The organism is Flavobacterium branchiicola, assembly GCF_018383905.1.
Taxonomy (GTDB): Bacteria; Bacteroidota; Bacteroidia; order Flavobacteriales; family Flavobacteriaceae; genus Flavobacterium; species Flavobacterium branchiicola.
The window spans coordinates 311,985-338,733 of record NZ_JAGYWA010000006.1; the positions used below are offsets into that span (position 1 = coordinate 311,985).

The window sequence follows — 26,749 nt, forward strand, 5'->3', positions numbered from 1 at the left end:
TGGGATATTATTCTAATTCGATACAATCGAAAAAACCGTTGTTTATAACCAAATCGGTTATTTCGGTTTCACTGTCGACTCTTAAAATATTATCACAATCTTCAAGATCAAAATTCCATTTAGAATCAGGAATTAATTGATAAAGTAAAGTTGAAGCCGATTCTAATTTAGAGTGATTATCAACGGAAGTTTTAAAAACATAAATCATAATTTGCACTTTTTAAGCCGACAAATTTCTGAAAAATGTATTCCTTTTTATTAGGATAGGATAATCAATAATTAGGATTTATCAATCATTTTTCGATATTGAACAGGAGAGGTGCCTTCGTGTTTTTTGAAAAAGCGACTAAAGTAAGATTGATCCTCCATACCAACCTGAGCAGCAATTTCGCCCACAGAAAGAGTAGTTTGATACAACAGATATTTAGCTTCTAATAATATGGTCTCATCAATCCATGTTGCTGCAGATTTTCCTGTAGTACGTTTCACCGATTTGTTTAAATGATTTGGAGTTACATTTAATAATGAAGCATAATAACTTACCTGATGTTCTGTTTTTACAGTCTGGTAGATTAATTCCTTAAACTTGTTTGTAATCGTTTCTGCGGCTGTTGAGTTTTTAGACGCCTTTATCTTGTTTTTATTCATTTCATAGAATAATGCAATCAGGTAAGCCTGTACAATATTCAGATTGGCAACAGTAGTCTCCGTATATTCTTTTTGTAAACGTTTAAAAATAGAAATAATCAAAGGAACATCTTCGACAGGAATAATTGTTTTGGGATATCCGGAAATTTTTAAAAAATCAAAATCATTCAGCATTTCTCTGTTACCATATTTACCAATTAAAACCTCAGGATGAAATTGACAAATGTAACCCTCATGTGTATTGTTGATGTTTTCTAATGAAAAAACCTGTTCGGCAGCCACCACCATAATTTCATTGGCAACAGTTTCATATTCTTCGTGACCCACTTTCATTTTGTGAGATCCGGATTCAACAAAGATCAAAGTGTGACAGCTGTGTTTTGATGGCGGAACCGGATAACGCAATTTCATTATTTCTTCTGTTTTTAAACAAAAGAAATGATCTGAGTTGGATTTAAAAAGCAAATGCATAGGATTATCTTCTCCAAGAAATTTTTCGCGGAATCCTTTTGCTTCATACGTTTTTATTTTTTCACTGCTCTTGGTCTTCATGCCTAATAATACAATCTAAAATCAAGTAATTTGCAAAGGGCATAATGCTTTTGGTACAGTTCTTCAACCACTTCGGTCAAATCATCATTTTCCTGATATAAACTAAAAAATGCTTTATCAATAGTACTACAGCTCGCTATTTTATTATAAGATGAACCATAACCGGAAATGGCACGGGCGCCGGTAATATCCAGAAAATATTGCGCTTCGTCATCGTTGAGGTCTAATCTTTTTTTGTTGGCAAAATGAATGATTTTACCTTTCATTTTTCCCTCAAAAAGTTCAGCTATTTCCTCAAGGCTGTAATAATAATCATGAAGGCAAATGTTGTTTTCCTGTCCCGGCATCACCAGATAGATGATCTCATAATCTTTAAAATTATGATCATCATAAAGCAATGAAGTCAGACTTTCTTCTAGTCCTTCAATAGTATCACATGTTTTATGAATACTGGCAATTCCTTGATTAATAGCAATTTCTTCCAGATTCTTAACCACATCAGTATCCGTAATTTCCTCTACATCCTGAACGCCTTCAAGGCAGAAAATAAATTTTTCATTATCCATACAAATGTCTTTTAGATTTCTTCTGTTAACGGTAGAAATGTGGTTTTAGGCAAAAGTATTTTTTTATAAGATAAAAGTGCTGGTTTATTGGGATTTTAACTTGTTTTTAGCGATTGACTAAAGTTTAAAAGTGCAAAACGGTAGACTGTTTAATATAACTCATAACAAAAGAACTCTGAACGGTGCTAATATTTGGAATATCAGACAGTTTTCGAATGAAATCATTAAATGCTTCGGGGTCTTTAACGACAACTTTTAATACATAATCAAAAATACCTCCGGTTACATAACCTTCAACAACTTCTTCGAGTGCAGCAACTCGTCTTGAAAACTCTTCAACAAGTTCTAGACGCTGACTGTTTAGTGAAACGTTAATAATCACCGTAAAATTTAATCCCACTTTTTTTGGATCAATTATAGCGACATAATCCTTTATGTAACCTTCGTTTTCCAGTTTTTTTATTCGGTCGTAAACAGAAGTTCGGGACATGTTTAATTTTTCGGTCAGATCTGTAATATCAAATCGGGCATTTTTCTGAAGGATTCGAAGTAATTCAATTTCTTGTTTGCTTAATTCTTGCATCGGATTTTTTCCAGTTAAGGTATTAAAAATAATTCATTTTTGGATAAAATATTCTTTATAAGCTATTTTTAAGGAATAAATACATATTTTATTCTATTATAATGGCTGTTGTTCTTTGTTTTATACTTTTGATCGTACAAAACATATTTTAAGAATAAAAATGAACAAATATATTATCATTGTAGCGATGGGAGCATTAAGCTTCGGAATGTTGTCTTCATTTGCAAAGATCGCATATGGTGAGGGATATTCTCCCGGAGAAATTACCTTGACGCAAGCACTCGTAGGAACATTAATTCTATGGTCGATGGTAATTTTCAGGAAGTTTAAAAATAGAGAAAAGCTAACCCTTAACTGGCGATTGCTTTTGGCAGGAACTTCAATGGGAACCTCAGCTTATACGTATTATCTTTCTGTAGCTTATATTCCGGCTTCTTTAGCTATCGTTTTATTGATGCAGATAACCTGGCTGAGTATTGCTATTGAATGGATCTTTTTTAAGAAAAAGCTAAGTTCTATTGAAATTGGATCATCGGTGTTTATTATTTTGGGAACCGTTTTGGCAGGGAATCTTTTAGACCTAAACGGAGCAAATGTTTCTTTTAAAGGGATTTTGCTAAGTTTATTAGCAGCAATTCTCTATACGCTATACATTGTTTTTACCAGCAAAATTGGAAAAGAAACACACATGTTTGAGAAAAGTGCCTTAATGACCAGCGGATCTGCCATGATTATATTTTTAATCAATTTTGAAGCGATCACAACAAGTACACATCTGGATTTTGGACTGTTACAGTGGGGCACATTTTTAGCTATTTTCGGAACAGTAATTCCGCCAATTTGTTTTACAGTAGGAATGCCAAAAATTGGTGCAGGCTTAAGTTCAGTTTTATTAACACTTGAATTGCCCGCCGCAGTTTTCTGTGCGCATATTATTTTAGGAGAAAAAGTTACATTTATGCAATTAGTTGGAATAGCCATAATGCTTGGAGCAATAGTATATCTTAATATTTCAAAAGCAAGAAAAGAAAAAGTGATGCAAAAAGAAACAATTGTATGTTCATAAATAATTAAGAACGTTGCTGACTTTATTGCGGGATAAAGTTTTTAGAAGTTGGAACGTAATACCCGTTTACATTTTGTGTAATTTTGTTAGAAGACGAGATTCTTAGAATCAATTCTGAAAAATTCCACATTTCTGAAAAAAAATGCAATAATGAAAATCGAACTAGCGAAATCTTCTTCAATAACTCAGGAAATAAATGAACCTTACTATATTATTCTGATATTTGACGGACATGCTTCTTTTTCTGTTAATCTTACCGATTATGAATGCGAAGGAAAAAATCTTCTTTTTTTATCTCCTTATCAATTATTAAAGTGGAATAATTCTACGGCGCCACTTGTTAATATAATACGTTTTCACGGAGATTTTTACTGTATTGAATACCATAAAAAAGAAGTCGCCTGCAACGGAATCCTCTTTAATGATATTTACAGTGAACCATTTGTTACGGTTTCTGAATTTATATACGATGAAATAATTAGTATTTGCGAAAGAATGCAAAGAGTAGAAAACTCAAAATTGGATTATGATAATTCGATTCTTAAATCCTATTTGCAGGTAATATTAGCATTGAGCAGTAAAGAAAAACAACTCAAAATGAGCCCTGAAATTCAGGAAATGATTGGGAATGCTGATATACTAACATTTCAGAGTTTGCTCGAAAAACATTTTCTCGAAGCAAAAGAAGTGGCTTTTTATGCCTCAAAATATAACCTGACGGTGAATACATTTAGTAAAAGAATCAAAAAACATTTTGGAAAACCGCCTACAAAATTAATTCAGGAGCGTATTGTCTTAGAAGCAAAAAAACTATTGCATTTAACAGTTAAAACTATTAGAGAAATAGCGCTTGATCTTAATTTTGAAGATGAGTTTTATTTTAGCAGATATTTCAAGAATAGTGTAGGGGTTTCTCCAAAAGAATTCAGGAAAGAAGTTGGGATTTCAATCGTGGCAAAATAGTCCATGAAAAGTCCTTTCGGTCCATTTTTTTGCCCTATGTAATGAAGTAATTTTGACATAAATAAAAAACATATTTATCATGGAAAAATTTATAAGATTTATAGCAGAAGGACAAAATTACTTTATCAACTTTATGAGAATTGCCATATTCGTTGTAATGGCATGGATTGGCGGATTGAAAGCGTTTCAGTATGAAGCAGACGGAATTGTGCCAATGGTAACGAACAGTCCGTTTATGAGTTTCTTTTATAAATATGCAGGCGAAACCGAAATTAATGCCGACGGTAAAGAAGTTGCAGCTTATACATTACACAAAAATCCTGAAGGAAGCGTAGTGGAGAAAAATATTAAATGGCATGAAGAAAACGGAACTTATATTTTTTCTTATGCGCTGGGAACTGTTATCGTTTCTATTGGTTTGTTGGTTCTTTTGGGAATTTGGTTTCCAAAAATCGGATTATTTGGGGGGCTCTTGACATTTGGAATGTCTTTCGTTACGCTATCTTTTTTAATAACTACTCCGGAAGTTTATGTGCCAAATCTGGGAGGTGATTTTCCAACCCCGCAATTTGGATTTCCTTATCTTTCTGCCGGTGGACGTTTAGTCATAAAAGATATTATAATGATGACCGGAGGATTGATAATCGCGTCAGACAGTGCAAAGAAATTTTTAAACAGTATAAAATTGTAAATAAAAAAAGCCTCATCATGAGGCTTTTTTTATGAATAGAAGTTTCTTATTTTACTAAAAAAGAAACAGTATCTGCTTGACAAAGTCTAAAATAACCGAAAGCATAATTATCCGGATTCTTGGGGTTTAAGATGTTTCCTCTAATATTTCCGGGAGGAATTGAGATAGGAACAGTGTTTGAAGTACTCAAAACTAAATTCATATAATCATAGAAGTTTTTAGAAACACCTCTGTGCGTAATGTTTACTGTTTTTCCCGGCTGTAATTTTTCATCAGAAAACCCAGTAGTATTTTCATTTCCATTAGTATATTCATCACTTGAAAGGGAATATTGAGGAAATCTATAGAAATCAACTACAAAGTCTGTTACATAAAAATTGAGTTCATCAGCAGGATCTGTATAGTGTATTTTAACTTCAACAGAAGTCGTTCCGTCCGGTTCATATACAAGTTCCTGAGTTGTCTCGTCAATTGGAGCATTAGAAATTAATTTTTCGACTGCAGTAAAACTTTCTCCTTCAACATCAACAAAAAGTTTGTATTCCATGTTAATTACAGGAACAAAATTGGTACAGGCATAAGATCCGGCTTCCGTTTCATTAAAAGTAAAAATATCACCGTTGCTATTCTCGATTCTAACTTTTGCACCAGAAACTTTTGGTGTAGTCGGATCGTAAAAATTAGCTGTTTTACTAATTTTTATTACCTGATCACTTCCGGTAGTTCCATTTTTCCATAATATTTCTGCATCGACTACAATTCTCGTTTGTCCTTTTTCTAAATCAAGATGTACGACCTCTTCACAGGAAGTTAAAAACAAGACAAAAACAAGACTTAATAATGCTAGTACTTTATTCATTTTATCACTCTTTTTTAATTGATTCATAGCATTAAAATTTAAAATTATAAGAAACAGACGGTACCGCACCGAAAATTGAAAGTTTTTTGGTTTCATTAAGTCCTGAAGAATTGTCTGTAGTAAAACTCATAGAAGCCGCATTTTTTCTGTTGTAAATGTTGTAAATACTGAAAACCCAGTAACTCTGCCAGCCTTTCTTTTTCTCTGGTTTTGGGGTATAAGTAGCACCAAGATCAAGATGATGAAATATTGGTAATCTATTCTCGTTTCTCAGCGTATAATTAGGGATATTCATTCCGCCAAATTCATAATAACCATTTGCATACGTTACAGGCTGACCTGACTGAAGACTGAAATTAGCATTAAACGACCATTTAGGGCTTAATTCATAATTTCCCACAACATTTAAATTATGCAGTTTATCATATCCTGATAAATACCAGTCACCATTTGCAATTCCAGGTTCATCTGGAGTTCTTCCCGGTGTTTTTTGTTCGGCGCGTGATAAGGTATAAGAAACCCATCCGGTAAAAATACCTTTGTTTTTTCTAAACGATAATTCCATTCCGTACGATCTGGCTTTACCATTCAAAATGACCTGCTCAATATTGTTGTTTGCCAAAATGCCTGCACCGTCGATATAGTCGATACGGTTTTTAACAGTTTTATAGAAAAGTTCTCCTTCAAAAGAATAATCACCTTCATTGAAGTTTTTAAAATAACCCATCGCATATTGATCCAAAAGCTGAGGTTTGGTAAATGGACCACTTGGAGTCCAGATGCTCATAGGTAACGGAAATTGTGTATTGGATAGAATATGAATGTATTGCGCCATTCTGTTGTAACTTGCCTTTACCGAAGTGTTTTCATTAAAAGAATAAGACAGAGCAGCTCTTGGCTCAAAGTTTCCGAAATTACTAATTGTTTTTCCGCTTCCGTAATGAATACTTCCCGTTGGAGTTCCTTCCTGATAAATTTTATACAACTGATTATATACTACAGCCTGACCATTTTCATACGTGTTGATGTCTTCTGAACCTAAACGGTAAAATGTGCTATAACGAAGACCGTAACGAAAGTTTAATTTCTCTGTAATTTTACTTTCAAAATCAATATAAGCAGACGTTTCCAGCGCATATTTTTTATCTAGCTGCTGATAATTAAATTGCGAATTAGAACTTGTAGGTTGTACAGTTCCGGGATTGAAGTCATAATACAAGGCTTCAATTCCAAAATTCGTTGTAAACTTATCTGATTTTTGAAACACCCAATTGTATTTTAAACCATAGTTTTTTATGTCATTTTTCCACTCAAAGCTTTCTGTTGAAAGACCAAGATTAAACTTGTAATCACTATAAAAAGCAGAAAGATTAGTATTTAAACGATCAGAAAATTTATGTTTCCAACTTACGATTCCCATAGTATTTCCGTAAGTCATAGAAAAACGATCAGCAAGATCAAAAACGTCGTTTCCTAAATATCCTGAAAATGCAACTGAATTATTAGCATTGATACGATAGTTTAATTTAGCATTAAAATCATAAAAGAGAGCAGAGTTATTAATATCTGCCAGTTTCAAAAACAAGTGCGCATAAGAAGTACGACCAGAGACAACAAAAGAACCTTTTTCTTTTTTTATTGGTCCCTGAACCAACAGTCTGCTTGTGATAAGACCAATTCCTCCGTTTACTTTGTATTTTTCAAAATCTCCGGTTTGTTGCGACACATCTAAAACAGACGAAACACGTCCTCCAAATTTTGATGGAATTCCCCCTTTATACAATTCTAAACCGCTAACCATGTCAGCATTAAAAATCGAGAAAAAACCTAGCATGTGTGAATCAGCATAAACAGGACCACCATCTAAAAGAATTAAATTCTGATCAGCAGCACCTCCACGAACATTAAATCCTGAAGATAATTCTCCGGAATTGGTAACTCCGGGTAATGTGATGATTGATTTTAACGGGTCAGGTTCGCCCATTGCAGAAGGAATACGTTTTATTTCCTGCATTGATAATCGGTTAACGCTCATTTGAGGCGTTTTCACATCAACAGCCTTATTGCTCGTTATAATTACTTCGCCTAATTGCTGACTATCCGATTCTATATTGAAATTGAAGGTAACATCATCAGAAACTGTAATTTGTTTTTCTTTATCCTTAAATCCAACATAACTGATAACAACGGTATAAGTTCCATTCGGAATTTCGATGCTGTACTTTCCATTAACATCCGTTACGGTGCCCGTTTCTAATTCTTTAATAAAAACATTGGCACCAATAACAGGTTGTTTTTCATCATCAATAATCTGTCCCTTTAGCTTACTTTTTTTTTTAGCCGGCTTAGAAGATTGAGGTTTTTGCTTTACAAAAATATTATTGCCTACAATAGAAAATTGCACAGCAGCAGTTTTGTTTAATTCAGTAATAAGTTTCTCGATTTCGATTTGCTTATAAGTGCTTTTTTTAGTGAAATATTTTTTGCTGGTATCAATCTGATCCGTAAAGGCAAATTTAAAATCAGATTGGCCTTCTATCTGCTTGAAAAATTCTTTTAAAGTTACATTTTGATCTACAGTTACGGTCACCTTTTGTGCAGACGCGTATAAACTGATTAAAAAAAAGCATGCTGAAATTATATGCTTCATGAAATTTCGTATTTTTGAATATTATTAAATAGAATAACCTCGTGTTATCCTGAATATAAGGAGGATGTGTAGTTTCGCGGCTTGCATCCTTTTTTTCTTTTCTATTGAAAAGTAATCTGTTTTAAATCTTCATTTATTTCAAAGTTTAGGTTATACATTTCTGATATTAATTGAACTATTGTTTTTAAATCCTCTTTTTTATTGATTCGAATCGTGATTTTTTCCTGCTGATTTTCTGCCGGAATAATGACTTTGTAACCATAGTTCTCTTGGATATATTGACTAAAAGCAGCTAAGTTTTCATTATCAAAATCTTTAAAGCGGCTAAATTCAACTACTGAAGCAGTTGGGTTTGCGTAAGTGAATTTCTCGCCTGGTTTTAAAATCCATTTTTGATCCTGGCCTTTCACATTCATCTGAACACTTCCTTCATAAAGCTCAACCGTTACTTCTTTCTTTTCAGATTCTTTTACAATAAATGAAGTCCCTAAAACCGTCGTAGTAGTCTCATCACAAAAAACCTGAAAAGGATGTTGTTTATCTTTTTTTACTTTAAAATAAGCTTCACCAATTAATTCGATTTTTCGGTTTAAGGCAAAATTGTTGGCATAAGAAATTTTAGAATTAGGACTCAATTCTATTTTGGAACTATCAGGTAAAACAACATATTTAATTTTTGATGTCGTGTTTTCAATTACATTTTCGGCAAGAACAATATTCTCTTGTTGCGGTTTGTTAAAGTAAATTGCTGCTCCTGCAGCAGCAAAAAGTAACACTGCAGCAGCGGCAGCATAACGCCACGGTCTAAAAACACGTTTGTTTTTTGCAAAAGTTTGCGAATGGAATTTTTCCCAGGAATCCTCTTTTACATTATCAGAATGCGAGAGGGGAGTTTCATTCCATAATTTTTCAAAATCATTATCTAATTTTTCCTTATCCATGTTTTTGGGGTATTAAACGATTTGACAATGAAAACCTTGTTTGTTAAAAACACCATAAACCATTTCCTTAATGTCTCGGTTTGTTTCGATTTTTAGATTTCGTTCACGATCATCTAAATCAAAATTTATGATACAATCAGAAATAATGAACTGCAAAAGAACTGCAATTTTGTTTGCATCTTTTTTTGTTCTCACATTTGTTTTATACGCTTCAATATGCATTTTATGTTCTCGTTTTTATAGATAACAAACGAGAATGGAAAAGTTCCTAATGCTCTTCGATTTTTTTTCGAATAAATTTACTGGCAAGATAAATATGATTGGCAATGGTCTTTTCAGAAAGATCCGTAATTTCTGCAATCTCCTTATAGCTAAGGTTTTCCAGTTTGTGTAAAGTGAATATTTTTTGTTGTTGCTCAGGCAGCTGATTAATGAAGTTGTATAATTTTTCTTTTCTTTCGTCAAAAATTCCAGAATCAGATTCTTCCTGTACAATGTCAACCTGAGAGGGATCAAGCTGAACTATTTTATTTTCTCTGTTAACGTGATTGATGATAATGTTCTTGCAGATGGTAAACAATTGCTTATCAAACAAAACATCTTCGTTAAGTAATTCTCTTTTATTGTAAAGTCTTAAGAAAGTCTCCTGCACAAAGTCTTCTGGAGTGAGAACGGTAAAGTTAAATCGTCTGGCAATATTGGTAAGTTTGTCGTAGTAGTTGAAGTACACCTCTTTAAAAGCCGCTTCATTCCCTTTTTTTAAACTTAAAATAAACTTTTTATTGTCCATAACGAAAATATAGCAACTAGTTTTTACTAGTCTAAACTCATTGGTTTCAATATTATTGTATTTGAAATTTGGTAGATTTCAAATCATGAATGTAATTAGTTACAAAGAACCGCATTTTAATTTTAAGATTAGACGCAGTTGACTGAAAAATGTTACAATTATTACAAATAAAAAAATCCTTAGACAGGAATTCAGTTTAAGCATTTTCATTTTGCTGTTATATTTGAGTGTTATATGTTTGTATGGCTTAACTTTACGTGCACAGATTGCAAATCTGCGCAATTTTTGTGTTGATATATCTACGTCATTCGGGAAAAAATAACTTATTATGGAAAAAAATAATTTGATTAGTCTAATAAATTATATAAAGCAACTTGGGAAATTATCGATTTCAGTTTCTGTTTTGTTTTTATCGTTCTATTTAATGAGAGGAGTTAATATTTTTGCTAATTCTGGAAGGTTATTAATTGTGTTTGGAATACAGTTGTTTATAATTATTGGTTGTAATTATTTATTGAAGATTTTGAATAAATAGTAAATATGCCTATCACTCAGATATATTAACACAACGAAAGCACAGATTTGCAATCTGCGCCCGTAAAGTTAAGCCACACAAAAATAATAAAAACAGAAAGCCACTTCATTACGGAGTGGCTTTGGTTTTATAGAGTTGCTGATTTTTTTTAACTCTTAGAATTGTTCGAGCGAAAATCTGCGCAAATGTCTATGAATAGCTCCAAAATAGTATTTAACTTTTTAGATAGTTTAAATGGGAAATTATTTCTTGATTAAATTTTCAAGCCTTGCCATCATTTCATCTTTTTCTTTTAGCATACGCTCGTATAATGCAATTTTTTCTTCGTGTAATTTTAGCACTTGATCTATAGGATTAAAAGTAGGATTGTCATTTCTCTGATATCCAATACCATTATCTCCAAAGGTATTAGCAATAACATTTACTGCTTGCTCTTCATCAAAATTCTGAAAAGCTTCAACTGGAATTTTTAAAATTGCTGAGATTTGTTTCAGCAGATTATCTTCAATTACCTCTTTTTTCTCCAGTATAGAAATTTTCTTCTGGTTCCATTCTTCACCTAGATCATAAGCCAATCCTTCTTGCTTTATGTTAAGTATTTCTCTGAAGCGTTTTACGTTTCTCCCCTGATGAATTTTCTGTTCCATAATGATTGTTATTTTTCTATGCGCTCAAAGATAAAGCTATCGGATTAAAAAGTCTGATTTTCAAAGATAAAAAATATCTTGCAAATTTCTGTTCTGCCTGATATTTTGTCTGTTTTTTAAAAGTATGTCTTGTCAGAAGTTAAGCAACTCCTACAACTTTCAGTATTGTTTGTTGTAATGAATGTTTTGCAGAGCGATGTGGCCTTCAGTTGAACACTTTGAAGTACTGGGGCTTATTTAAGATAAAAAAGCTTCTACCTGTTTTGTTTATAATAAGGCAGAATAGAATTTTAATTAGTAGAAGATAGTTGGTCTATTTTTTCTCCTCTACATTATCAGCATCAGAAATCTGATCCAGGATATTAGTCTGGTTTGGTGCAATGTAGTTTTTGTTCTCAACAGCATTTTCTTTTTTAAACAAAAGATCTAAGGCATTGTATAGTTTTAATAAAACATCTTTGTCTGCTTTTTCAATTTCCAGCGCAGTATTAAAGTTAAAAACATAATTATTCGAATTGCGTACTTCTACTTTTATCGTTTTTGATGTGATTTTAAATTTAACTATGTCCATGCTGTTTCTAAGTTACTTTGTTTGCAGATGCTAATTTAATAAAGTTCCTCACTTAATAAAGACTTATTTTGAATAAAAAAGCTTAAATATTGCTGTTTAAGGGTTTTGTCTTTTATAGGAAGGACGAGAGTTAAACTCGTGTCCGCCGCGGCGGATATGAATCTTGCTATATGTTTGACTTAATAAGATTTTTAATGAATTCTCTTCCAGTTCCGGATTTTAAATGTTTTTCTTTTTTCATGGCTTCAGCTTTAGAAGTGAAAAACTCAACATAAATTACTTTCCATGGTCTAAACTTTAAAGTATATCCCTTAGTTCCAAGCTAATTATGAGATTTAAAACGTTCAATTAAACTAGAGGTGAATCCAGTGTAGTTCTTATTGAATTTTTCGGAGTATAAAATGTAGACAACAAATTCTTCCATAACTTAAAGTTTATAACAAAAAAAAACACCACAAAAGTGGTGTTTTAACTGTAGCGAGGACGGGAGTTGAACCCGTGACCTCAGGGTTATGAATCCTGCGCTCTAACCAACTGAGCTACCTCGCCTGGACTGCTATCATGAATTCCTGATTGCGGGTGCAAAGATAGAAATATTATTAAAGCAAACAAGCATAAAATGAAGAAAAAAAAATATTTTTAAAAATGCATTGTTTTCGGACATATATTCTTATATTTCGAAAAAATTAAAAGTAGCACATGGATCAAAAAATACGTTACGAAATCGAGTTTCCGATCAATTCTTCGCCGCAATTATTGTATCAATATATATCAACTCCGTCAGGTTTATCAGAATGGTTTGCTGACAATGTTAATTCAAGAGGTGAATTTTTTACATTCATCTGGAATGATTCTCAGGAAAAAGCACGTCTGGCTTCTAAAAAAACCGGAGAAAAAGTAAAATTTAAATGGGTTGATGAAAGCAGTAAGGATACTGAATACTTTTTTGAATTACATATTTTAGTTGATGAGTTAACTAAAGATGTATCATTAATGGTAGTTGATTTCGCTGAAAAAGAAGAAGTAGGAGAAGCTAAACAATTGTGGGAGAATCAAATCTCAGACTTAAAACATCTTATAGGATCTGTTTAGTAAAAGTCTATTATATAACTTATATTTGCCCTGAACAAAATTCAGGGTTTTTTTATGATCAATTTTAACGGAAACATCGGACTAGAAGAAAATGTATTAACTCAGAATCGTGCATTTTTGTACGGCGATGGCGTTTTTGAAACAGTAAAAATCATCAACAATAAAGTTTTGTTTCTTGAGGATCATTATTTTAGATTAATGGCTTCAATGCGAGTGGTGAGAATGGAGATTCCAATGAATTTTACCATGGAATATTTTGAAGAGCAAATTTTAAATCTTGTTCAGCAAAAAAATATTGCCTCTTCAGCCAGAGCACGAATCACTGTTTTTAGAAAAAACGGAGGATTATATTTGCCACAAACCAATGAAGTGTCATTTTTAATTCACGCAACGTCTCTTGCAAACACTTCATACGTATTAAATACAGCTGAATATGAAGTTGATTTGTATAAAGATTTCTATGTAACCAAACAATTATTATCGTCTATTAAAACGACTAATAAGATGATTAATGTTACTGGAAGTATATTTGCAAGCGAGAATGGTTTGGCAAACTGTATTTTAATGAACGACAGTAAAAATGTTGTCGAAGCTTTACAGGGAAATCTATTTATGGTTGTGGGTAAAAAGTTGGTAACGCCTCCAGTATCAGAAGGTTGTTTAAACGGAATTATGCGCAAGCAGATTTTGGCCCTTGCAAAGAAAATGGAGGGCATAGAAGTTGTAGAAGAAGTAATTTCGCCTTTTGATCTTCAAAAAGCGGATGAATTATTTCTAACCAATGTAATCATGGGAATACAGCCGATAACTAAATACCGAAAAAAAGAATTTACAAGTAATTTGGCTCAGTTATTAGCGAACAAATTAAATGAATCCATATCTGAAAATTAATTCAGATATGGGTTTTCAGGTGCATTTGACCAAATAAGATAATCACCGCCAAGCTCAATAATTTGTTCTTTCCAAAAATGAGTGGTCGATTTACCAATAATCTTGTTCTTGTAATTATTATCAGCAATGATCCAGGAGTTTCCCTGCATTTCATTTTCAAGCTGATTTTCGTCCCAACCGGTATAGCCTAAGAAAAAACGAATATTATTTTTACTAATAGATCCGTCATTTATTAAGTCCTTTGTTGACTCAAAATCTCCGCCCCAATAAATTCCATTAGAAATCTCGACACTATTCGGGATCAGTTCTGGAATATTGTGAATAAAATACAGATTGTCCTGTTCAACAGGTCCTCCATTGTATATTTTAAAGTTGGCCTCAATCTCCGGTATTAAGTCATTAATAGTATATTTTAATGGTTTATTAATGATAAAACCTATTGATCCTTCTTTGTTATGGTCTGCTAATAATATTACCGATCTGTTAAAAGATAAATCTCCAATTATTGAAGGCTCGGCAATAAGCAGGTGTCCTTTTTTTAATTTTTCTGAAATCATACGGCTACAATTTTTATTAAATTTAATCATAAAAAAATTAAAATCCCAAATAAAATCGTTAAACCGCATAAAAAAACCTTCCATAAGGAAGGTTTTGATTATAATATAAGTTTAGAGAACTTGTAGATTAGTTCACTGCACCTTCTAATTCAGCTCCAGCTTTAAATTTTACTACGTTTTTAGCAGCAATTTTGATAGTTTTTCCTGTTTGAGGATTTCTACCATCTCTAGCAGCTCTAGCAGATACTGACCAAGATCCGAAACCTACTAATGAAATTCTTCCGCCTTTTTTCAAAGTAGTTCCTACATTTCCTAAAAATGACTCTAAAGCTAATTTTGCCGCAGCTTTTGTGATTCCTGCATCAGCAGCGATAGCATCGATTAATTCTGATTTGTTCATAATAATTAGTTATTAATTGTTGGTTAAAAAAAATTGTTAATACACAAATTTAGTAGGAAATCCGTTGCGTGCAAGTGTTTTCCATAAATTTAGCTATAATTGTTAATAACTTGCTTTTTTTGTTCATAAAGCAGGTTGTTCATCGATCAAAATCAGGTAGAAACCCCTGTTTTACTGAGCTTAATACACCTTGGCACTATCAGAAAAAGTGATGCCGTTGAGCAATTCTGCAACTTGCATTCTTTTTTTTCCGGGTAATTGTAAACTTAATAGCTGAATGTAGCCTTCTTTAATCGCAATTTTGATTTCTTTTTTACCGCTAATTAAACTTCCGATTTCGTGTGAATGATCTTCAGGAACTAGTTTTGCCTCATATATTTTCACATTCAACTCCTCATCTTTATCCTTCAAAAAACACCATGCTGCCGGATAAGGGCTTAAACCTCGAATAAGATTATTGATTTCATCGCCAGATTTTGTCCAGTCGATCTTACAATTTTCCTTATTTAGTTTATAAGCTGTTTTTATTTCAGCATTATCTTCCTGAATTGTAGTAGTTACATTTCCGTTTTCAATAATTTTCAAAGTATCAATAACAGTTGTGCTTCCTAAATTCATTAATCGATCATGTAGTTGTCCGGCATTTTCTGTTGGCTCAATTGCAATTTCTGAGTTTAAGATCATAGCTCCGGTATCGATTTTATCATCAATAAAGAATGTAGTGACACCAGTTTTAGTTTCTCCATTAATAATAGCCCAGTTTATCGGAGCTGCTCCTCGATAGTTTGGTAATAAAGAAGCATGAAGATTAAATGTTCCCAGACTTGGCATTTCCCATACAACTTTTGGCAACATTCTAAAAGCAACAACAATTTGAAGATTTGCATTTAAGGCTTTTAATTCAGCCAGGAAACCTTCGTCTTTTAAATTAGTAGGTTGCAAAAGTGTTAGATTATTTTCTAAAGCATATTCTTTTACAGCCGAATATTTTATTTTTTGTCCGCGTCCTGCAGGTTTATCTGCAGCTGTAATAACACCAACAACATCGTAATTGTTTTTAAGAATGGTATCCAGAATGCCAACAGCAAATTCCGGAGTTCCCATGAATATAATACGTAATTTTTCCATTATGATTTTAAAGTATATTTATTATTCGCCAAAATAACGATATGATTGTTTTCTAATAATTCCTGAAGCACCAAAAGAATGTCGTTTGCATCTAGTTTTATCTGATTCTGAATTTCTCTGGAAGTCAAAGCAGTCGCTTTTAAAAGATGCAAAATTTTATCGGCAATAGAATCGGCTTCGGTGATTTTTCCTTTTTGAGTAATACAATAGGAGCATACACCACAATTTGCTGTAGTTTCTTCGCCAAAATAATCCAGAACCAATCTGTTTTTACACGTTTTGTCTTCCTTTATATAGTATAAGACAGAAGAAAGCTGATCTCTTTTAAGTTTGTTTTGTTTTTCGAGATATTTAGAAATCCTGTTTATAGTTAAATCATCTTCGCGAACTTCATTAAACAAAATTGTTGCGTCGTTGTTTTTAGATTTATATTCGATGATTTCCTTTTCTTTTAATTTTTCTAAAAGCGCCGAAATCTGCTCTTCAGAATGATTTGATTTCTTCGCAATTAACGAAAGATTCAGCGGAGTTTTCATTTCGTGAATTCCCGGATAGGTTCTCAAAATAGCCAGAATAATTTCTTCGTCATTCGGATTCAGACTCATGTATCGAATTACTTCTTTCGATTCGATTAAAAACTGCATTGTAACTTTTTCTGAAAATTCCTGAGACATTGTAATGATTCCCTGCTGATTCAGAAATTGCAAAGCATTATACGTTTTTAAAGTAGGAAAGTCGTATTTATTACAAAAATGATTCATTTTAAAAGAAAACGAATCGTCTAAACCTTCGCCATAAGCAATCTGAAAATAATTACAGAGCTTAATGTACATGGTTTTTAGGAATTTCTTATCGGGAAGAATGCTTAAAAATTGCTGTTCCGTTTGATTGGCGTCGGAGTTATTAAATAATAATACCGAAAAGGCTTTCTCGCCATTTCGTCCCGCTCTTCCGGATTCCTGATAGTAATTTTCTAAGTTTTCAGGTAATTGTGTATGAATAACGGTTTTAACATTGTCCTTGTCAATTCCCATTCCAAATGCATTTGTCGCCACGATAACTTGCGCCTGTTCCGACATCCACAATTGCATATTCTTATCTTTTTCCTGAGAAGAAAGTCCTCCGTGATAATAGGTTGCCCTAAAGCCCAGAGATTGTAATTGTGTTGAAATATTCAAGCAAGATTTTCTATTTCGCACATATATAATAGAGGGCTGAGGATTTTTCTTTAAAATCTGCTCAACGCGATATAATTTGTCTTCAACTTCAAAAACCATGTAAGCAATATTCTTTCTCTCAAAAGACTGCTGAAAAAGTGTAACATCTTTTAAACCTAGTTCGGTTTTAATATCTTCAACAACCCTTGGAGTAGCTGTCGCGGTCAAAGCCAAAAACGGAATTTTAGGAAAGAACTTTTTAAGTTCAGAGATTTTTAAATAAGCTGGTCTAAAATCATGACCCCATTGTGAAACGCAATGCGCCTCATCAATAGCAATTAGATTGATAGGAAGATTTTTGATACGTTCCAGAATCCAGTCCGATTGTAAACGTTCCGGCGAAAGATAAAGGAATTTGTAATTTCCGTATTGACAGTTGTCCAGAAGATCGATAATCTCTTCCGTGTGAATTCCGCCTGTAAGTGCAATTGCTTTAATGTTTCTTTTCTGCAAGTTCGCCACCTGATCTTTCATTAAAGCAATCAAAGGCGAAACCACAAGACAAATTCCTTCGCGCATCATCGACGGAACCTGAAAACAAATTGATTTTCCGCCTCCCGTTGGTAACAGCGCAAAAGTATCGTGACCCTCTAAAACCGAATCGATAATTTCCTTTTGCAAAGGTCGAAAACTTTCGTGTTTCCAGTATTTTAAAAGAATCTCTTGTGCTTCTTGCATGGCCAAAGTATTAAAGTTAAAAATTTAGAAATCAGTTTCTAGTTTTGCAACTTTAAACCCGCCACTAAATTTTATCTAAGATATAAAGAATTCTGTTTTCAACTGTATCTTTAGGAACCTCAATTAAATCGTAACCGTATTTCTTATAGGTTTCAATAAGGTGATCCTGAATTTCCAATGCCTGTTCAAAATTTTCATAACGCTCGGTGTCGCTCTGATAAATTTCTTCCCAAGGTGGTAAAATAAAAGTTTTAGAATATTTGAAATCCTCACATGCTTTTGTAAAATGTTCTGGGTATTCATCACCAATATAATCCATATAAGCGACAACATCTGGAATTCCCCTGTCTATAAAAACAACATTGTCCGGTTCTTCTTTAGCATTTTTAAATTGCTGAATACGACCTTCCAGTAGCATTTCACTAAACAATAAAGGCTCTTCCAAAAACAATTGGTCAATGCCTCGTTGCTGCGCTTCGAGTGTAACTTGTCTGGAAATTTCAGGGTAACAGCAGTAGCCACGAGCTACTAATTCGTTAATAAGCGTAGATTTTCCTGTACCAGGACCGCCAAGGAGAACTATGATTTCTTTTTGCACTATTCTAAAAATAAAGCGCAAATTTACCTAAAACTTATTATAATTAAAAAGAATATTTATTAGAAACGAAAGATTTGGTATTTTAATGAAATTGGAATGCTTTTGTAAACCGAACCAAAGTCCGGCGCAACAGTATGAATTGTTCCTTCGAAACCGAAGAAAAAAGAGCCAGTGGCTCGCAAAATTTTGTAGGGCTGGACTTTAGTCCAGTCGAAATGATAATTTTGAGTTGCCGTTGGTTTTAACCAACGGAATTCTTATGATTTGTAGTATTTCGGCTTTAGCCAAATTCATTTAGTTACAAAACAAATACTTCTCAGAATCCTTGCCTTTTTTATTTGAAGGAATAATCAAATGTGATTGGAATTTATTTTCTTTCAAAACATCATTCACAAAGTCCAAAACATATTGCTGTCCCTGATGAAAAAGATAGCCGGAGAATTCATGTCCGCCTCCGCAGAAAGTAATCAGCTCGATATCCTTATGTAAAACATTCATTTGATTGTAAACTGCATAAGAACCAAAAAGAATCAGCCAGCCTGAAGCATTTGTTGGGCATGAGCGATGTGAGCCCGCACTGTACGGAACCGTATCGTCATTATTTCCGTGCGCCAATAACATCGGAATCGCTTTTTCTTTTGTAATTAAATTAATATCCTGAATGGCGCCCGAACCACCGATAAAACCTTTGTATTTGAAATTTTCAGGCAAATTATTTTTATATAAATTCATTAGTTTATAATCCCAAAAAGTGGCGTGAAAACCAATTTCGGCTCCGGCACTAATTCCGGAAATAAAGATTTTTGAAGTATCGAGATTATATTTATCGGCATTTTCAATTAAATAAGAAGTTGCCTGCCACATATCGCTAACGCCAATCTGAATGGCTTTTACTTTTTCGGTCAAGGTTCCTTTGCAGCCAAAATCTTTTCCTTTCATATATAAAGTATACGAAATGCTGGCAACTGCATAACCATTTTGGGCCATAAACATTCCGAATTCCTTTTCGCTTGTACGTTCGCCACCAGAGAACCCTCCTCCAAAAGCAAACATAATTAGCGGAATTTTTTCATTCGCTTTTTTCTTTGGCAGATATAAATCTAAATCCAGTTTTAAAGTATCGTTTTGGAAGTAAGCCATGGTTTTTACTTCTTGTGCATTACTGTTGAAAAAAGTAAAAAATGTAAAAAGGAAGAAGATGATTTTTTTCATCGCATTGTGTTTTTAATCTCGCAAAGACGCAGAGGCGCAAAGTTTTTGTGCTACGAATTTGACAAATTTGGCTAATTTTTATTTTTTTGATTTGCCAAGTTAATTAAAATTAAGGAAATTGAGTTTTAAGATGGAATAATTAGTGCTGATTAGTGTAATTCGTGTCAAAAACACACACTCATTTTTAGAGTCAAAAAATCTAAATTCTAAAATCATAAATCTAAAATCAAAAGCGTATATTTGCGTTTATTTTTAATTACGAATGGAGAACGATAAAGAAAAAAATACAGCCGAATTTTACGAAAGATTAAAGGTCGAATTAGATAACTCAAATACTTGGCCTGCAGAATATTTGTATAAATTTATAGTGCCAACACTTGCAGATAATGTAGAGCGTGTTGAAAAAGCTTTTGACAGTATGGGTGCCGTTATTAAAACAACAAAATCTAAAACCGGTAAATTTACCAGTATTTCTGTAGACGTTACAATGCACGGTTCTGATCATGTGATTAGTAAATACAAAGAAGTTTCTACAATAGAAGGTATAGTTTCATTATAACTTATGAACGAAAAATATAAAAAAGAGAATGCCAACGACGTCGTTTTTAATTTAGAATACAATTCTGAAAGACAGCGTTTATTGATTCCGGAGTATGGTCGTCATTTGCAAAAACTGATCGATCAGGCAACTGTTATTGAAGATGCTGAAACGCGTAATAAAGCGGCAAAATACATCATACAGGTAATGGGGAGCTTGAATCCGCATTTGCGTGATGTACCCGATTTTCAGCATAAATTATGGGATCAGCTTTTTATAATGTCTGATTTTAAATTAGATGTAGAGTCGCCATATCCAATTCCGTCGAGAGAAGTTTTGGAGTTAAAGCCGGATGTTTTACAATACCCGCAAAATTTTCCGAAATACAGATTTTATGGTAATAACATCAAATATATGATTGATGTTGCCAATAAATGGGAAGATGGCGAGATGAAAAACGCTTTGGTTTTGGTGATTGCAAATCATATGAAAAAATCATTTTTGAGCTGGAACAAAGACACGGTAAAAGACGATGTCATTTTCGAACATTTATATGAGTTATCCGGAGGAAAAATCAATTTATTACAAAGCACAGAAGAGCTTCTGAATACAACTGATTTAATGCGTACAAATAAGCGTATGTCAAATAAAATCTCACCGGCCGGACAGCCAAAAATTCAGAACAACAAGAATAACAACAATAAAGGCGGTAAAAAACCTTTTCAGAAAAATAATAATCAGAAATAAAAAAGGGGCTAAGATGCTAAGAGACTAAGATGCTAAGATTTTAGCTCAGAACCTTAGAATCTAAGAACTTTAGAACCTAAAAGAAATCTATGGGAATTTTTAAAATCGAAGGAGGTATTCCTTTAAAAGGAGAAATCACTCCACAAGGAGCAAAAAATGAGGCATTACAAATTTTATGTGCCGTGCTTCTAACAGGAGAGAAAGTAAAAATTAATAATATTCCTGATATTATAGACATCAATAAATTAATCACTTTGTTGGGTAATTTAGGGGTGAAAATTCAACGCAATGAACCAAGTTCAATCACTTTTCAGGCTGATGAGGTTAATGTTGGATATTTAGAAACTGAAGCTTTCAAAAAAGAAGGTGGAGCACTTCGTGGTTCTATTATGATTGTTGGACCGCTTTTGGCTCGTTTCGGAAAAGGATATATTCCAAAACCGGGAGGAGATAAAATTGGTCGTCGTAGATTAGATACGCACTTTGAAGGTTTTATTAACCTTGGAGCAAAATTCAGATACAACAGAGAAGATCACTTTTATGGTGTTGAGTCTCCTGAAGGAGGTTTAACAGGTACAGATATGTTATTAGACGAAGCATCTGTAACTGGAACAGCAAACATTGTTATGGCTGCAGTTTTGGCAAAAGGAATTACGACAGTTTACAATGCTGCTTGTGAGCCTTACTTGCAACAGTTATGCAAAATGTTGAACTCTATGGGAGCCAAAATCACTGGAGTTGGTTCTAACTTATTAACTATCGAAGGTGTTGAAAGCCTTGGTGGATGTGAGCACAGAATTTTACCGGATATGATCGAAATTGGTTCTTGGATTGGTCTTGCGGCTATGACAAAAAGTGAAATTACAATCAAAAATGTAAGCTGGGAAAATTTAGGTTTGATTCCGAATACTTTTAGAAAATTAGGTATTACAATCGAAAAACGTAACGACGATATTTACATTCCTGCTCATAAAGACGGATACGAAGTAAAAACAGATATCGATGGTTCTATCCTTACAATTGCAGATGCACCTTGGCCAGGATTTACTCCAGATTTATTAAGTATCGTTTTGGTTGTGGCAACTCAGGCAAAAGGAGATGTTTTAATTCATCAAAAAATGTTCGAAAGTCGTTTATTCTTCGTGGATAAATTAATTGATATGGGAGCAAAAATCATGTTATGTGACCCGCACAGAGCGGTGGTTATGGGGCATAATTTTGAGTCTCAACTAAAAGCGACAACAATGTCTTCTCCTGATATTCGTGCAGGAATCTCATTATTGATCGCAGCGCTTTCTGCAAAAGGAACAAGTACAATCCAGAATATCGAACAAATCGACCGTGGATACGAGCGTATCGATGAGCGTTTAAGAGCAATTGGAGCAAAAATTGTAAGAGCCTAAATTGAAATAGCCACGAATTCACGAATTATTTTTGATAATCTTTGAAGATTTAAATTCGTGAATTCTTGGAAAAAAAATAGATGTCCGTTATGACAAACGAACAAAAAGCTATAAAAGCTACATACTTTAGTATAGTTGGAAACACCTGCTTAGCCCTTGTAAAAGGTTTAGCAGGTTTTTTTGGCAATTCTTACGCCTTGATTGCAGATGCAATTGAGTCAACAACCGATATTTTTTCGTCTTTTCTGGTCTTATTCGGAATCAAGTATTCTAATAAACCTGCCGATGAAAATCACCCTTACGGTCATGGTCGTGCAGAACCTTTAATTACTTTTTTGGTAGTTGGATTTTTAATTACTTCGGCAACTATTATTGGTTACGAAAGTATTGCGAATATCAGGGTTTCTCATGATTTGCCTAAATCCTGGACCTTATATGTTTTGGGAGCTATTATTATCTGGAAAGAATATTCATTCCGACTAGTAATGAAACGCAGCAAGCAAACTAATAGTTCTGCTTTAGCTGCCGATGCCTGGCACCATCGTAGTGATGCCATAACTTCGGTAGCGGCGTTTATCGGAATTACGATTGCGCTCGTTATGGGTAAAGGTTATGAATCTGCTGATGACTGGGCGGCACTTTTTGCTGCTTTTTTTATTCTTTATAATAGTTATAAGATTTTCAGGCCGGCACTCGGTGAAATCATGGATGAAAATTTAAATGATGATCTAGTTGAAGAAATTCGCGTAAAAGCATTGTTGGTACCAGGAATTCTTGGAACCGAGAAATGTTTTATCCGCAAAGCAGGAATGCGTTATCACGTAGATCTTCATGCCATAGTTTCGGCTAAAATTTCGGTAAAAGAAGGACATGAATTGTCACACAAATTGCAAGATAAATTAAAAGAAGAAATCCCGGAACTCGGAAATGTGTTGATTCATATCGAGCCAGATGATTATCATTCTTAAAGGTTCAAAGGGGCAAAGGTTCTAAGGTACTAAGGTTTTCCTTTGATAACGCTTGTCAGGCTGAGCGAAGTCGAAGCCCTCGCAAAGTGTAGTACAAAAATAAAAAAATCCGCTTAAATCTGTGAAATCTGCGTAAAACCAGACCACAATTTAAGCGGTTTTTTTATTTTAAACTATGAGATTTACTCTTATAAACATAACCTTTGGTTTTAACCAAAGCGGAGTTTAGAAAAAACTTAGAATCTTAGCATCTCAGAACCTCAGCACCTTTCCTTTAATCCAACACATTCAAAATCTTCAAACCAAACACAACACCATTTTGCTGAATTCCGCTTTGGTATGAATGAACATAATCTATTCTGAAGAATTTAAATTTTCCGAACCCAAGATTGTCTAGACCAACTGTAAACTCAGAATAAGGCTTTTTATCCGGAATTGCCAAAGCGTGAAATCCTATATTCATTGTCGATTTTAAAAGATTTATCAACGGAATTTTATTGGTTACAAATCCCATGTCATTATGTTCCAGATGCATTTCAAAATAGCTGTTATTTGTACTGTTAGCATAATAAGGCATTAGGTTGAAAACATTTAGATAACGATCAGTTGTGCCTATGTGAGTTTGGTTTCCGTTAAAATGTCTGTAATCGATAAAAGAAATATTTTCGGCATTAAAGAATTTTCCACCTCTAAAATTCATTCCCAGAATTCCTTTGTTTCCTAAGGACAAATCATATTGTACGGAAGCACCGATTCTTTCAAATTCATATTTCTTTTCGCTGGCAGCAAAAGCTTTTTCAATAGCCAGAAAGAGCGTTGGGTATTTATCATTTTTAAAATTATATCTTCCGTCAGGACGGGAAATATATTTATTTCCAAAATCGATTCGGGCGGTCAAAGCCGCTTTAAATAAATGATGAGGATCAAAAGCCGGAGTTGTAAAATCATTTGGTGCCAGCGGATTGTTGGAGGAATAAATATCATCTTTTTTAAAGAAAGAATAATCCGTTGTATTAAACAATGGTTTTCGTTGTTCGTAAGCTACTTTTGCATTTAGATTTATTCCGTTTGCCACATCTTGCGAATAATTGATCTGAGCAAATTCTAAATTGTAAAGTTTCATATAATTGTCTTTAAAAAACAATGAACTTATAGAATTGACAAAGTTACTTATTGGTTGAGCACTATTAAATTGAGCAACTTTTGTTCCGCCCGAAGCCCAAATTGTAGCATAATTTATATTGTTGAATTTGTGACTGAACTCGCCCGTAACGCGAAAACGTTCATCCGAGAAACCATAATTAAATGTTGTACTTATAGAAGTACGGGTTCCTTTTTCTTCATTCCATTTTTTAAATGAAAAACCAGAATCAAGATTAAATCCCTGTACCGTATTGAAACTTAATGAAGAAAGATTCAGTAAGCCGTTATACTCAAAAGAGTATTTTTTGAAAGTGTTTTTATATTCGTAACCCATAATGATATCCAATATTTTAAACTTATTGGTTTTGGCATCTATAGAATCAGTATATTTCTGAGACTTTCTTATGGTTTGTAAACTGTCTTTTTTAGTATAATCATTGCTTTCCTCAATCGTTAAAGGAATGGGTCTGATTTGATTCCAGAAAGCATCATCTTTTTTATTTGCGTCGGCTTCAAAAGCTACAATTTCATTGCCAAATGTTTTCTTTTCAAAAGAAGCCGGAAACTCATAATTCGAATAAACATAATTGAATTTTCCGGAAAACTTTACACCAAAAGCACCGGCATTAAAAGAAAGAGTCTGTGCATTTTTTGACCATACTTTATTTTTAGTGTTATAGCTGAAACTCTGCTTTAAGTTCATAGTTTCAGTAAATTCATTTTTCATTCTATACCCTTTTATGTCCAAATCGATGGCATAAATGGCAAAACTATCATCGACTATGTAAATGTAACCTTCAAAAACAGGTTCTTTATCACGTTTTGGTGTGACTTTAATTTTATTAATTTGCTGATTATTGTCGTCAAAAAAAGTACTTTCTAGTTTGTATTTGTAGTAATTGAAAGCATTATCTGCGATCGGAGAGATAAGGTTAATGTTGAATTCTAATGTATTGTCATAAAAATCATAAGTCGATAAAGTAGCTGTATTATAACTAAATCCTTTATTGTTTCCTGAAACTTTAGAAGCAATGATTTTCTCTTTTAATTTTCCGGGTTTTTCGAAAGAAATTTTCGAAATCGTTTCTGATAAATATAAAATTCCGGTTCCGGTCGAGTCTAAATTTGAAGCCATTTCCTCGCCGATATCGACCTTCAATCCCATTATTTTCTTTGGAAGATCTTTTATTTTAAACATTCCTTTGGAGTAAAAATCGGCAGTGTAACGTGCTGTTTTTTCAGAATTGTCTTTTTTATTTGCAATTGCACTTTTTATAATTGCATTTGCAGGATTGTTTTTGGGATCAATAACCACTTCATTCAATGCAAAACTTTCTTCCTGCAGTACAATGTTTAATGTCACGGTTTTTGAATCTGCTGAAACAGTCGATTTTTGAGTTTTAAAACCCAAATATTGAAAAACGATTCGGTTTTTACCAATCTCTTTTACGTTGAGTTGATATTTTCCCTGTTCGTTAGAAGTTGTTCCTGTATAAGTGTTTTCTTCAAAAACGGAAACGAAAGGCAAAGGATTTCCTTTTTCGTCTGTAATTGTGCCTTTGATTTGCGCAAAGGTTGAAATTGAAAAAAATAAAAAGGCAAATAAAGTATAGTTTTTCATGAAAGTGGTTTCTCTCACAAAAATAAAATAACTTAAAAATGAGCTTATTAATAATTTGTTAAATAACGTTTTACAAAAAAGACTGAATAGCTAATTCGTAGCTTTTTAAGCCAAAACCTAAAATAACACCTTTTGCATTTCCGGACAAATACGATTGATGTCTGAAGCTTTCACGCGCATAAGTATTTGAAATATGAACTTCGATTACGGGAGTTGTAACGGCTTTCATCGCGTCGCCCAAACCTATAGAAGTGTGCGTATAAGCACCGGCATTTAAAATAATTCCATCAAAAGTAAAACCACATTCCTGAATTTTTCCAATCAATTCGCCTTCTATATTACTTTGGTAATAAGAAAGTTCAATGTTTGGAAATTTTTGCTGCAACGTTTCAAAATAATCTTCAAAAGTCTGACTTCCGTAAACTTCCGGTTCTCTTTTTCCTAAAAGATTTAAATTGGGTCCGTTGATAATGCAGATTTTCATAAATGGTTTT

28 protein-coding genes, 1 tRNA gene and 1 pseudogene are annotated in these 26,749 nt (G+C 33.3%); 9 read left to right on the top strand and 21 right to left on the bottom strand.

The genetic code is table 11. The features are described 5' to 3' along the window. Positions 1 to 7: 7 nt before the first annotated feature. From KHA98_RS16660 to KHA98_RS16675, 4 genes are all read right to left on the bottom strand, one after another. Complete coding sequence (locus KHA98_RS16660) at positions 8 to 208, bottom strand: hypothetical protein (protein ID WP_213259029.1); 201 nt, start codon at positions 206 to 208, stop codon at positions 8 to 10. Between the two features lie 71 nt (positions 209 to 279). After that, positions 280 to 1,200: a helix-turn-helix domain-containing protein gene (locus tag KHA98_RS16665; protein ID WP_213259030.1), complete on the bottom strand. Its 921-nt coding sequence runs from the start codon at positions 1,198 to 1,200 to the stop codon at positions 280 to 282. 2 nt (positions 1,201 to 1,202) lie between these two features. Then, a complete protein-coding gene (locus KHA98_RS16670) occupies positions 1,203 to 1,766 on the bottom strand; it encodes a DUF6642 family protein (RefSeq protein ID WP_213259031.1) in 564 nt (187 codons plus the stop codon). Between the two features lie 124 nt (positions 1,767 to 1,890). Beyond that, a complete protein-coding gene (locus tag KHA98_RS16675; protein WP_213259032.1) occupies positions 1,891 to 2,349 on the bottom strand; it encodes an Lrp/AsnC family transcriptional regulator in 459 nt (152 codons plus the stop codon). A 160-nt stretch (positions 2,350 to 2,509) separates the two neighbouring features. Here KHA98_RS16675 and KHA98_RS16680 point away from each other — a divergent pair, with 160 nt between their 5' ends. The 3 genes from KHA98_RS16680 (at position 2,510) to KHA98_RS16690 (ending at position 5,069) form a co-directional block, all read left to right on the top strand. Continuing rightward, entirely contained in the window at positions 2,510 to 3,415 is a 906-nt protein-coding gene (locus KHA98_RS16680) for an EamA family transporter (RefSeq protein ID WP_213259033.1), read from the top strand. A gap of 150 nt (positions 3,416 to 3,565) precedes the next feature. Then, on the top strand, positions 3,566 to 4,378 hold the full coding sequence (locus tag KHA98_RS16685; protein WP_213259034.1) for a helix-turn-helix domain-containing protein: 813 nt from the start codon (positions 3,566 to 3,568) through the stop codon (positions 4,376 to 4,378). Positions 4,379 to 4,457: 79 nt separating this feature from the next. Next, the gene (locus tag KHA98_RS16690; RefSeq protein ID WP_213259035.1) at positions 4,458 to 5,069 is read left to right on the top strand and encodes a DUF417 family protein; all 612 of its coding nucleotides are present in this window, start codon (positions 4,458 to 4,460) and stop codon (positions 5,067 to 5,069) included. A 46-nt stretch (positions 5,070 to 5,115) separates the two neighbouring features. Here KHA98_RS16690 and KHA98_RS16695 read toward each other — a convergent pair whose 3' ends face one another. The 9 genes and pseudogenes from KHA98_RS16695 to KHA98_RS16735 form a co-directional block, all read right to left on the bottom strand. Continuing rightward, entirely contained in the window at positions 5,116 to 5,928 is an 813-nt protein-coding gene (locus KHA98_RS16695; protein ID WP_246522377.1) for a DUF4249 domain-containing protein, read from the bottom strand. 31 nt (positions 5,929 to 5,959) lie between these two features. Next, a complete protein-coding gene (locus KHA98_RS16700) occupies positions 5,960 to 8,578 on the bottom strand; it encodes a TonB-dependent receptor (RefSeq protein WP_213259037.1) in 2,619 nt (872 codons plus the stop codon). A 101-nt stretch (positions 8,579 to 8,679) separates the two neighbouring features. Beyond that, a complete protein-coding gene (locus KHA98_RS16705; protein ID WP_213259038.1) occupies positions 8,680 to 9,519 on the bottom strand; it encodes a FecR family protein in 840 nt (279 codons plus the stop codon). Positions 9,520 to 9,531: 12 nt separating this feature from the next. Next, positions 9,532 to 9,741 carry a hypothetical protein gene (locus KHA98_RS16710; RefSeq protein WP_213259039.1) on the bottom strand — a complete coding sequence of 70 codons (210 nt, stop codon included), beginning with the start codon at positions 9,739 to 9,741 and terminating at the stop codon, positions 9,532 to 9,534. Positions 9,742 to 9,787: 46 nt separating this feature from the next. Further along, positions 9,788 to 10,309 (bottom strand): RNA polymerase sigma factor, encoded by a 522-nt coding sequence (locus KHA98_RS16715; protein WP_213259040.1) that lies wholly within the window; start codon positions 10,307 to 10,309, stop codon positions 9,788 to 9,790. A 777-nt stretch (positions 10,310 to 11,086) separates the two neighbouring features. Next, on the bottom strand, positions 11,087 to 11,491 hold the full coding sequence (locus KHA98_RS16720; RefSeq protein ID WP_213259041.1) for a helix-turn-helix domain-containing protein: 405 nt from the start codon (positions 11,489 to 11,491) through the stop codon (positions 11,087 to 11,089). A 313-nt stretch (positions 11,492 to 11,804) separates the two neighbouring features. Next, positions 11,805 to 12,062 carry a hypothetical protein gene (locus KHA98_RS16725; protein WP_213259042.1) on the bottom strand — a complete coding sequence of 86 codons (258 nt, stop codon included), beginning with the start codon at positions 12,060 to 12,062 and terminating at the stop codon, positions 11,805 to 11,807. 166 nt (positions 12,063 to 12,228) lie between these two features. After that, a pseudogene (locus KHA98_RS16730) lies at positions 12,229 to 12,486 on the bottom strand (GIY-YIG nuclease family protein). Between the two features lie 51 nt (positions 12,487 to 12,537). Then, a tRNA-Met gene (locus KHA98_RS16735) sits at positions 12,538 to 12,611 on the bottom strand. 150 nt (positions 12,612 to 12,761) lie between these two features. On the opposite strand from KHA98_RS16735, the gene KHA98_RS16740 reads away from it, so the two are divergent. Then, positions 12,762 to 13,154: an START-like domain-containing protein gene (locus KHA98_RS16740; protein ID WP_213259043.1), complete on the top strand. Its 393-nt coding sequence runs from the start codon at positions 12,762 to 12,764 to the stop codon at positions 13,152 to 13,154. Positions 13,155 to 13,208: 54 nt separating this feature from the next. Next, on the top strand, positions 13,209 to 14,045 hold the full coding sequence (locus KHA98_RS16745; protein ID WP_213259044.1) for an aminotransferase class IV: 837 nt from the start codon (positions 13,209 to 13,211) through the stop codon (positions 14,043 to 14,045). On the opposite strand, the gene KHA98_RS16750 is transcribed toward KHA98_RS16745, so the two are convergent. From KHA98_RS16750 to KHA98_RS16775, 6 genes are all read right to left on the bottom strand, one after another. Next, a complete protein-coding gene (locus KHA98_RS16750; RefSeq protein WP_057117838.1) occupies positions 14,042 to 14,602 on the bottom strand; it encodes a YqgE/AlgH family protein in 561 nt (186 codons plus the stop codon). The two genes, KHA98_RS16745 and KHA98_RS16750, sit on opposite strands and share 4 nt — an antisense overlap. A gap of 127 nt (positions 14,603 to 14,729) precedes the next feature. Beyond that, on the bottom strand, positions 14,730 to 15,002 hold the full coding sequence (locus KHA98_RS16755; RefSeq protein WP_012022249.1) for an HU family DNA-binding protein: 273 nt from the start codon (positions 15,000 to 15,002) through the stop codon (positions 14,730 to 14,732). Positions 15,003 to 15,182: 180 nt separating this feature from the next. Beyond that, complete coding sequence (gene fmt / locus KHA98_RS16760; protein WP_213259045.1) at positions 15,183 to 16,130, bottom strand: methionyl-tRNA formyltransferase; 948 nt, start codon at positions 16,128 to 16,130, stop codon at positions 15,183 to 15,185. Next, on the bottom strand, positions 16,130 to 18,025 hold the full coding sequence (locus tag KHA98_RS16765) for a RecQ family ATP-dependent DNA helicase (protein WP_213259046.1): 1,896 nt from the start codon (positions 18,023 to 18,025) through the stop codon (positions 16,130 to 16,132). The genes fmt and KHA98_RS16765 overlap by 1 nt, the downstream gene beginning before the upstream one ends. A 64-nt stretch (positions 18,026 to 18,089) precedes the next feature. After that, positions 18,090 to 18,623: an AAA family ATPase gene (locus KHA98_RS16770; RefSeq protein ID WP_213259047.1), complete on the bottom strand. Its 534-nt coding sequence runs from the start codon at positions 18,621 to 18,623 to the stop codon at positions 18,090 to 18,092. Positions 18,624 to 18,917: 294 nt separating this feature from the next. After that, complete coding sequence (locus KHA98_RS16775) at positions 18,918 to 19,835, bottom strand: alpha/beta hydrolase family protein (protein WP_213259048.1); 918 nt, start codon at positions 19,833 to 19,835, stop codon at positions 18,918 to 18,920. 262 nt (positions 19,836 to 20,097) lie between these two features. Here KHA98_RS16775 and KHA98_RS16780 point away from each other — a divergent pair, with 262 nt between their 5' ends. From KHA98_RS16780 to KHA98_RS16795, 4 genes are all read left to right on the top strand, one after another. Next, positions 20,098 to 20,394 (top strand): DUF493 family protein, encoded by a 297-nt coding sequence (locus KHA98_RS16780; RefSeq protein WP_213259049.1) that lies wholly within the window; start codon positions 20,098 to 20,100, stop codon positions 20,392 to 20,394. A gap of 3 nt (positions 20,395 to 20,397) precedes the next feature. Continuing rightward, positions 20,398 to 21,120: a DUF4290 domain-containing protein gene (locus tag KHA98_RS16785; RefSeq protein ID WP_213259050.1), complete on the top strand. Its 723-nt coding sequence runs from the start codon at positions 20,398 to 20,400 to the stop codon at positions 21,118 to 21,120. 89 nt (positions 21,121 to 21,209) lie between these two features. Continuing rightward, on the top strand, positions 21,210 to 22,523 hold the full coding sequence (gene murA / locus KHA98_RS16790) for a UDP-N-acetylglucosamine 1-carboxyvinyltransferase (protein WP_213259051.1): 1,314 nt from the start codon (positions 21,210 to 21,212) through the stop codon (positions 22,521 to 22,523). An 89-nt stretch (positions 22,524 to 22,612) separates the two neighbouring features. Beyond that, positions 22,613 to 23,491 (top strand): cation diffusion facilitator family transporter, encoded by an 879-nt coding sequence (locus tag KHA98_RS16795; protein WP_213259052.1) that lies wholly within the window; start codon positions 22,613 to 22,615, stop codon positions 23,489 to 23,491. Between the two features lie 274 nt (positions 23,492 to 23,765). Here the strand turns inward: KHA98_RS16795 and KHA98_RS16800 are convergent, their stop codons facing one another. Together KHA98_RS16800 and aroQ are read right to left on the bottom strand one after the other, a co-directional pair. Then, positions 23,766 to 26,255, bottom strand: a complete 2,490-nt coding sequence (locus KHA98_RS16800; protein WP_213259053.1) for a DUF5686 and carboxypeptidase regulatory-like domain-containing protein — start codon at positions 26,253 to 26,255, stop codon at positions 23,766 to 23,768. 70 nt (positions 26,256 to 26,325) lie between these two features. Then, positions 26,326 to 26,739 carry a type II 3-dehydroquinate dehydratase gene (gene aroQ, locus KHA98_RS16805; protein WP_213259054.1) on the bottom strand — a complete coding sequence of 138 codons (414 nt, stop codon included), beginning with the start codon at positions 26,737 to 26,739 and terminating at the stop codon, positions 26,326 to 26,328. Positions 26,740 to 26,749: the final 10 nt, after the last annotated feature.

Excerpts from the sequence above, each read along its gene's own strand:
- KHA98_RS16795 (WP_213259052.1), top strand. The coding sequence starts at position 22,613 with ATGACAAACGAACAAAAAGCTATAAAAGCTACATACTTTAGTATAGTT.
- KHA98_RS16775 (WP_213259048.1), bottom strand. The coding sequence starts at position 19,835 with ATGAAAAAAATCATCTTCTTCCTTTTTACATTTTTTACTTTTTTCAAC.
- KHA98_RS16660 (WP_213259029.1), bottom strand. The coding sequence starts at position 208 with ATGATTTATGTTTTTAAAACTTCCGTTGATAATCACTCTAAATTAGAA.
- KHA98_RS16690 (WP_213259035.1), top strand. The coding sequence starts at position 4,458 with ATGGAAAAATTTATAAGATTTATAGCAGAAGGACAAAATTACTTTATC.
- KHA98_RS16740 (WP_213259043.1), top strand. The coding sequence starts at position 12,762 with ATGGATCAAAAAATACGTTACGAAATCGAGTTTCCGATCAATTCTTCG.
- KHA98_RS16670 (WP_213259031.1), bottom strand. The coding sequence starts at position 1,766 with ATGGATAATGAAAAATTTATTTTCTGCCTTGAAGGCGTTCAGGATGTA.
- KHA98_RS16710 (WP_213259039.1), bottom strand. The coding sequence starts at position 9,741 with ATGCATATTGAAGCGTATAAAACAAATGTGAGAACAAAAAAAGATGCA.
- KHA98_RS16665 (WP_213259030.1), bottom strand. The coding sequence starts at position 1,200 with ATGAAGACCAAGAGCAGTGAAAAAATAAAAACGTATGAAGCAAAAGGA.
- aroQ (WP_213259054.1), bottom strand. The coding sequence starts at position 26,739 with ATGAAAATCTGCATTATCAACGGACCCAATTTAAATCTTTTAGGAAAA.
- KHA98_RS16725 (WP_213259042.1), bottom strand. The coding sequence starts at position 12,062 with ATGGACATAGTTAAATTTAAAATCACATCAAAAACGATAAAAGTAGAA.
- KHA98_RS16755 (WP_012022249.1), bottom strand. The coding sequence starts at position 15,002 with ATGAACAAATCAGAATTAATCGATGCTATCGCTGCTGATGCAGGAATC.
- murA (WP_213259051.1), top strand. The coding sequence starts at position 21,210 with ATGGGAATTTTTAAAATCGAAGGAGGTATTCCTTTAAAAGGAGAAATC.
- KHA98_RS16700 (WP_213259037.1), bottom strand. The coding sequence starts at position 8,578 with ATGAAGCATATAATTTCAGCATGCTTTTTTTTAATCAGTTTATACGCG.
- KHA98_RS16675 (WP_213259032.1), bottom strand. The coding sequence starts at position 2,349 with ATGCAAGAATTAAGCAAACAAGAAATTGAATTACTTCGAATCCTTCAG.
- fmt (WP_213259045.1), bottom strand. The coding sequence starts at position 16,130 with ATGGAAAAATTACGTATTATATTCATGGGAACTCCGGAATTTGCTGTT.
- KHA98_RS16785 (WP_213259050.1), top strand. The coding sequence starts at position 20,398 with ATGAACGAAAAATATAAAAAAGAGAATGCCAACGACGTCGTTTTTAAT.
- KHA98_RS16685 (WP_213259034.1), top strand. The coding sequence starts at position 3,566 with ATGAAAATCGAACTAGCGAAATCTTCTTCAATAACTCAGGAAATAAAT.
- KHA98_RS16750 (WP_057117838.1), bottom strand. The coding sequence starts at position 14,602 with ATGATTTCAGAAAAATTAAAAAAAGGACACCTGCTTATTGCCGAGCCT.
- KHA98_RS16705 (WP_213259038.1), bottom strand. The coding sequence starts at position 9,519 with ATGGATAAGGAAAAATTAGATAATGATTTTGAAAAATTATGGAATGAA.
- KHA98_RS16780 (WP_213259049.1), top strand. The coding sequence starts at position 20,098 with ATGGAGAACGATAAAGAAAAAAATACAGCCGAATTTTACGAAAGATTA.
- KHA98_RS16695 (WP_246522377.1), bottom strand. The coding sequence starts at position 5,928 with ATGAATAAAGTACTAGCATTATTAAGTCTTGTTTTTGTCTTGTTTTTA.
- KHA98_RS16745 (WP_213259044.1), top strand. The coding sequence starts at position 13,209 with ATGATCAATTTTAACGGAAACATCGGACTAGAAGAAAATGTATTAACT.
- KHA98_RS16680 (WP_213259033.1), top strand. The coding sequence starts at position 2,510 with ATGAACAAATATATTATCATTGTAGCGATGGGAGCATTAAGCTTCGGA.
- KHA98_RS16720 (WP_213259041.1), bottom strand. The coding sequence starts at position 11,491 with ATGGAACAGAAAATTCATCAGGGGAGAAACGTAAAACGCTTCAGAGAA.
- KHA98_RS16765 (WP_213259046.1), bottom strand. The coding sequence starts at position 18,025 with ATGCAAGAAGCACAAGAGATTCTTTTAAAATACTGGAAACACGAAAGT.
- KHA98_RS16715 (WP_213259040.1), bottom strand. The coding sequence starts at position 10,309 with ATGGACAATAAAAAGTTTATTTTAAGTTTAAAAAAAGGGAATGAAGCG.
- KHA98_RS16800 (WP_213259053.1), bottom strand. The coding sequence starts at position 26,255 with ATGAAAAACTATACTTTATTTGCCTTTTTATTTTTTTCAATTTCAACC.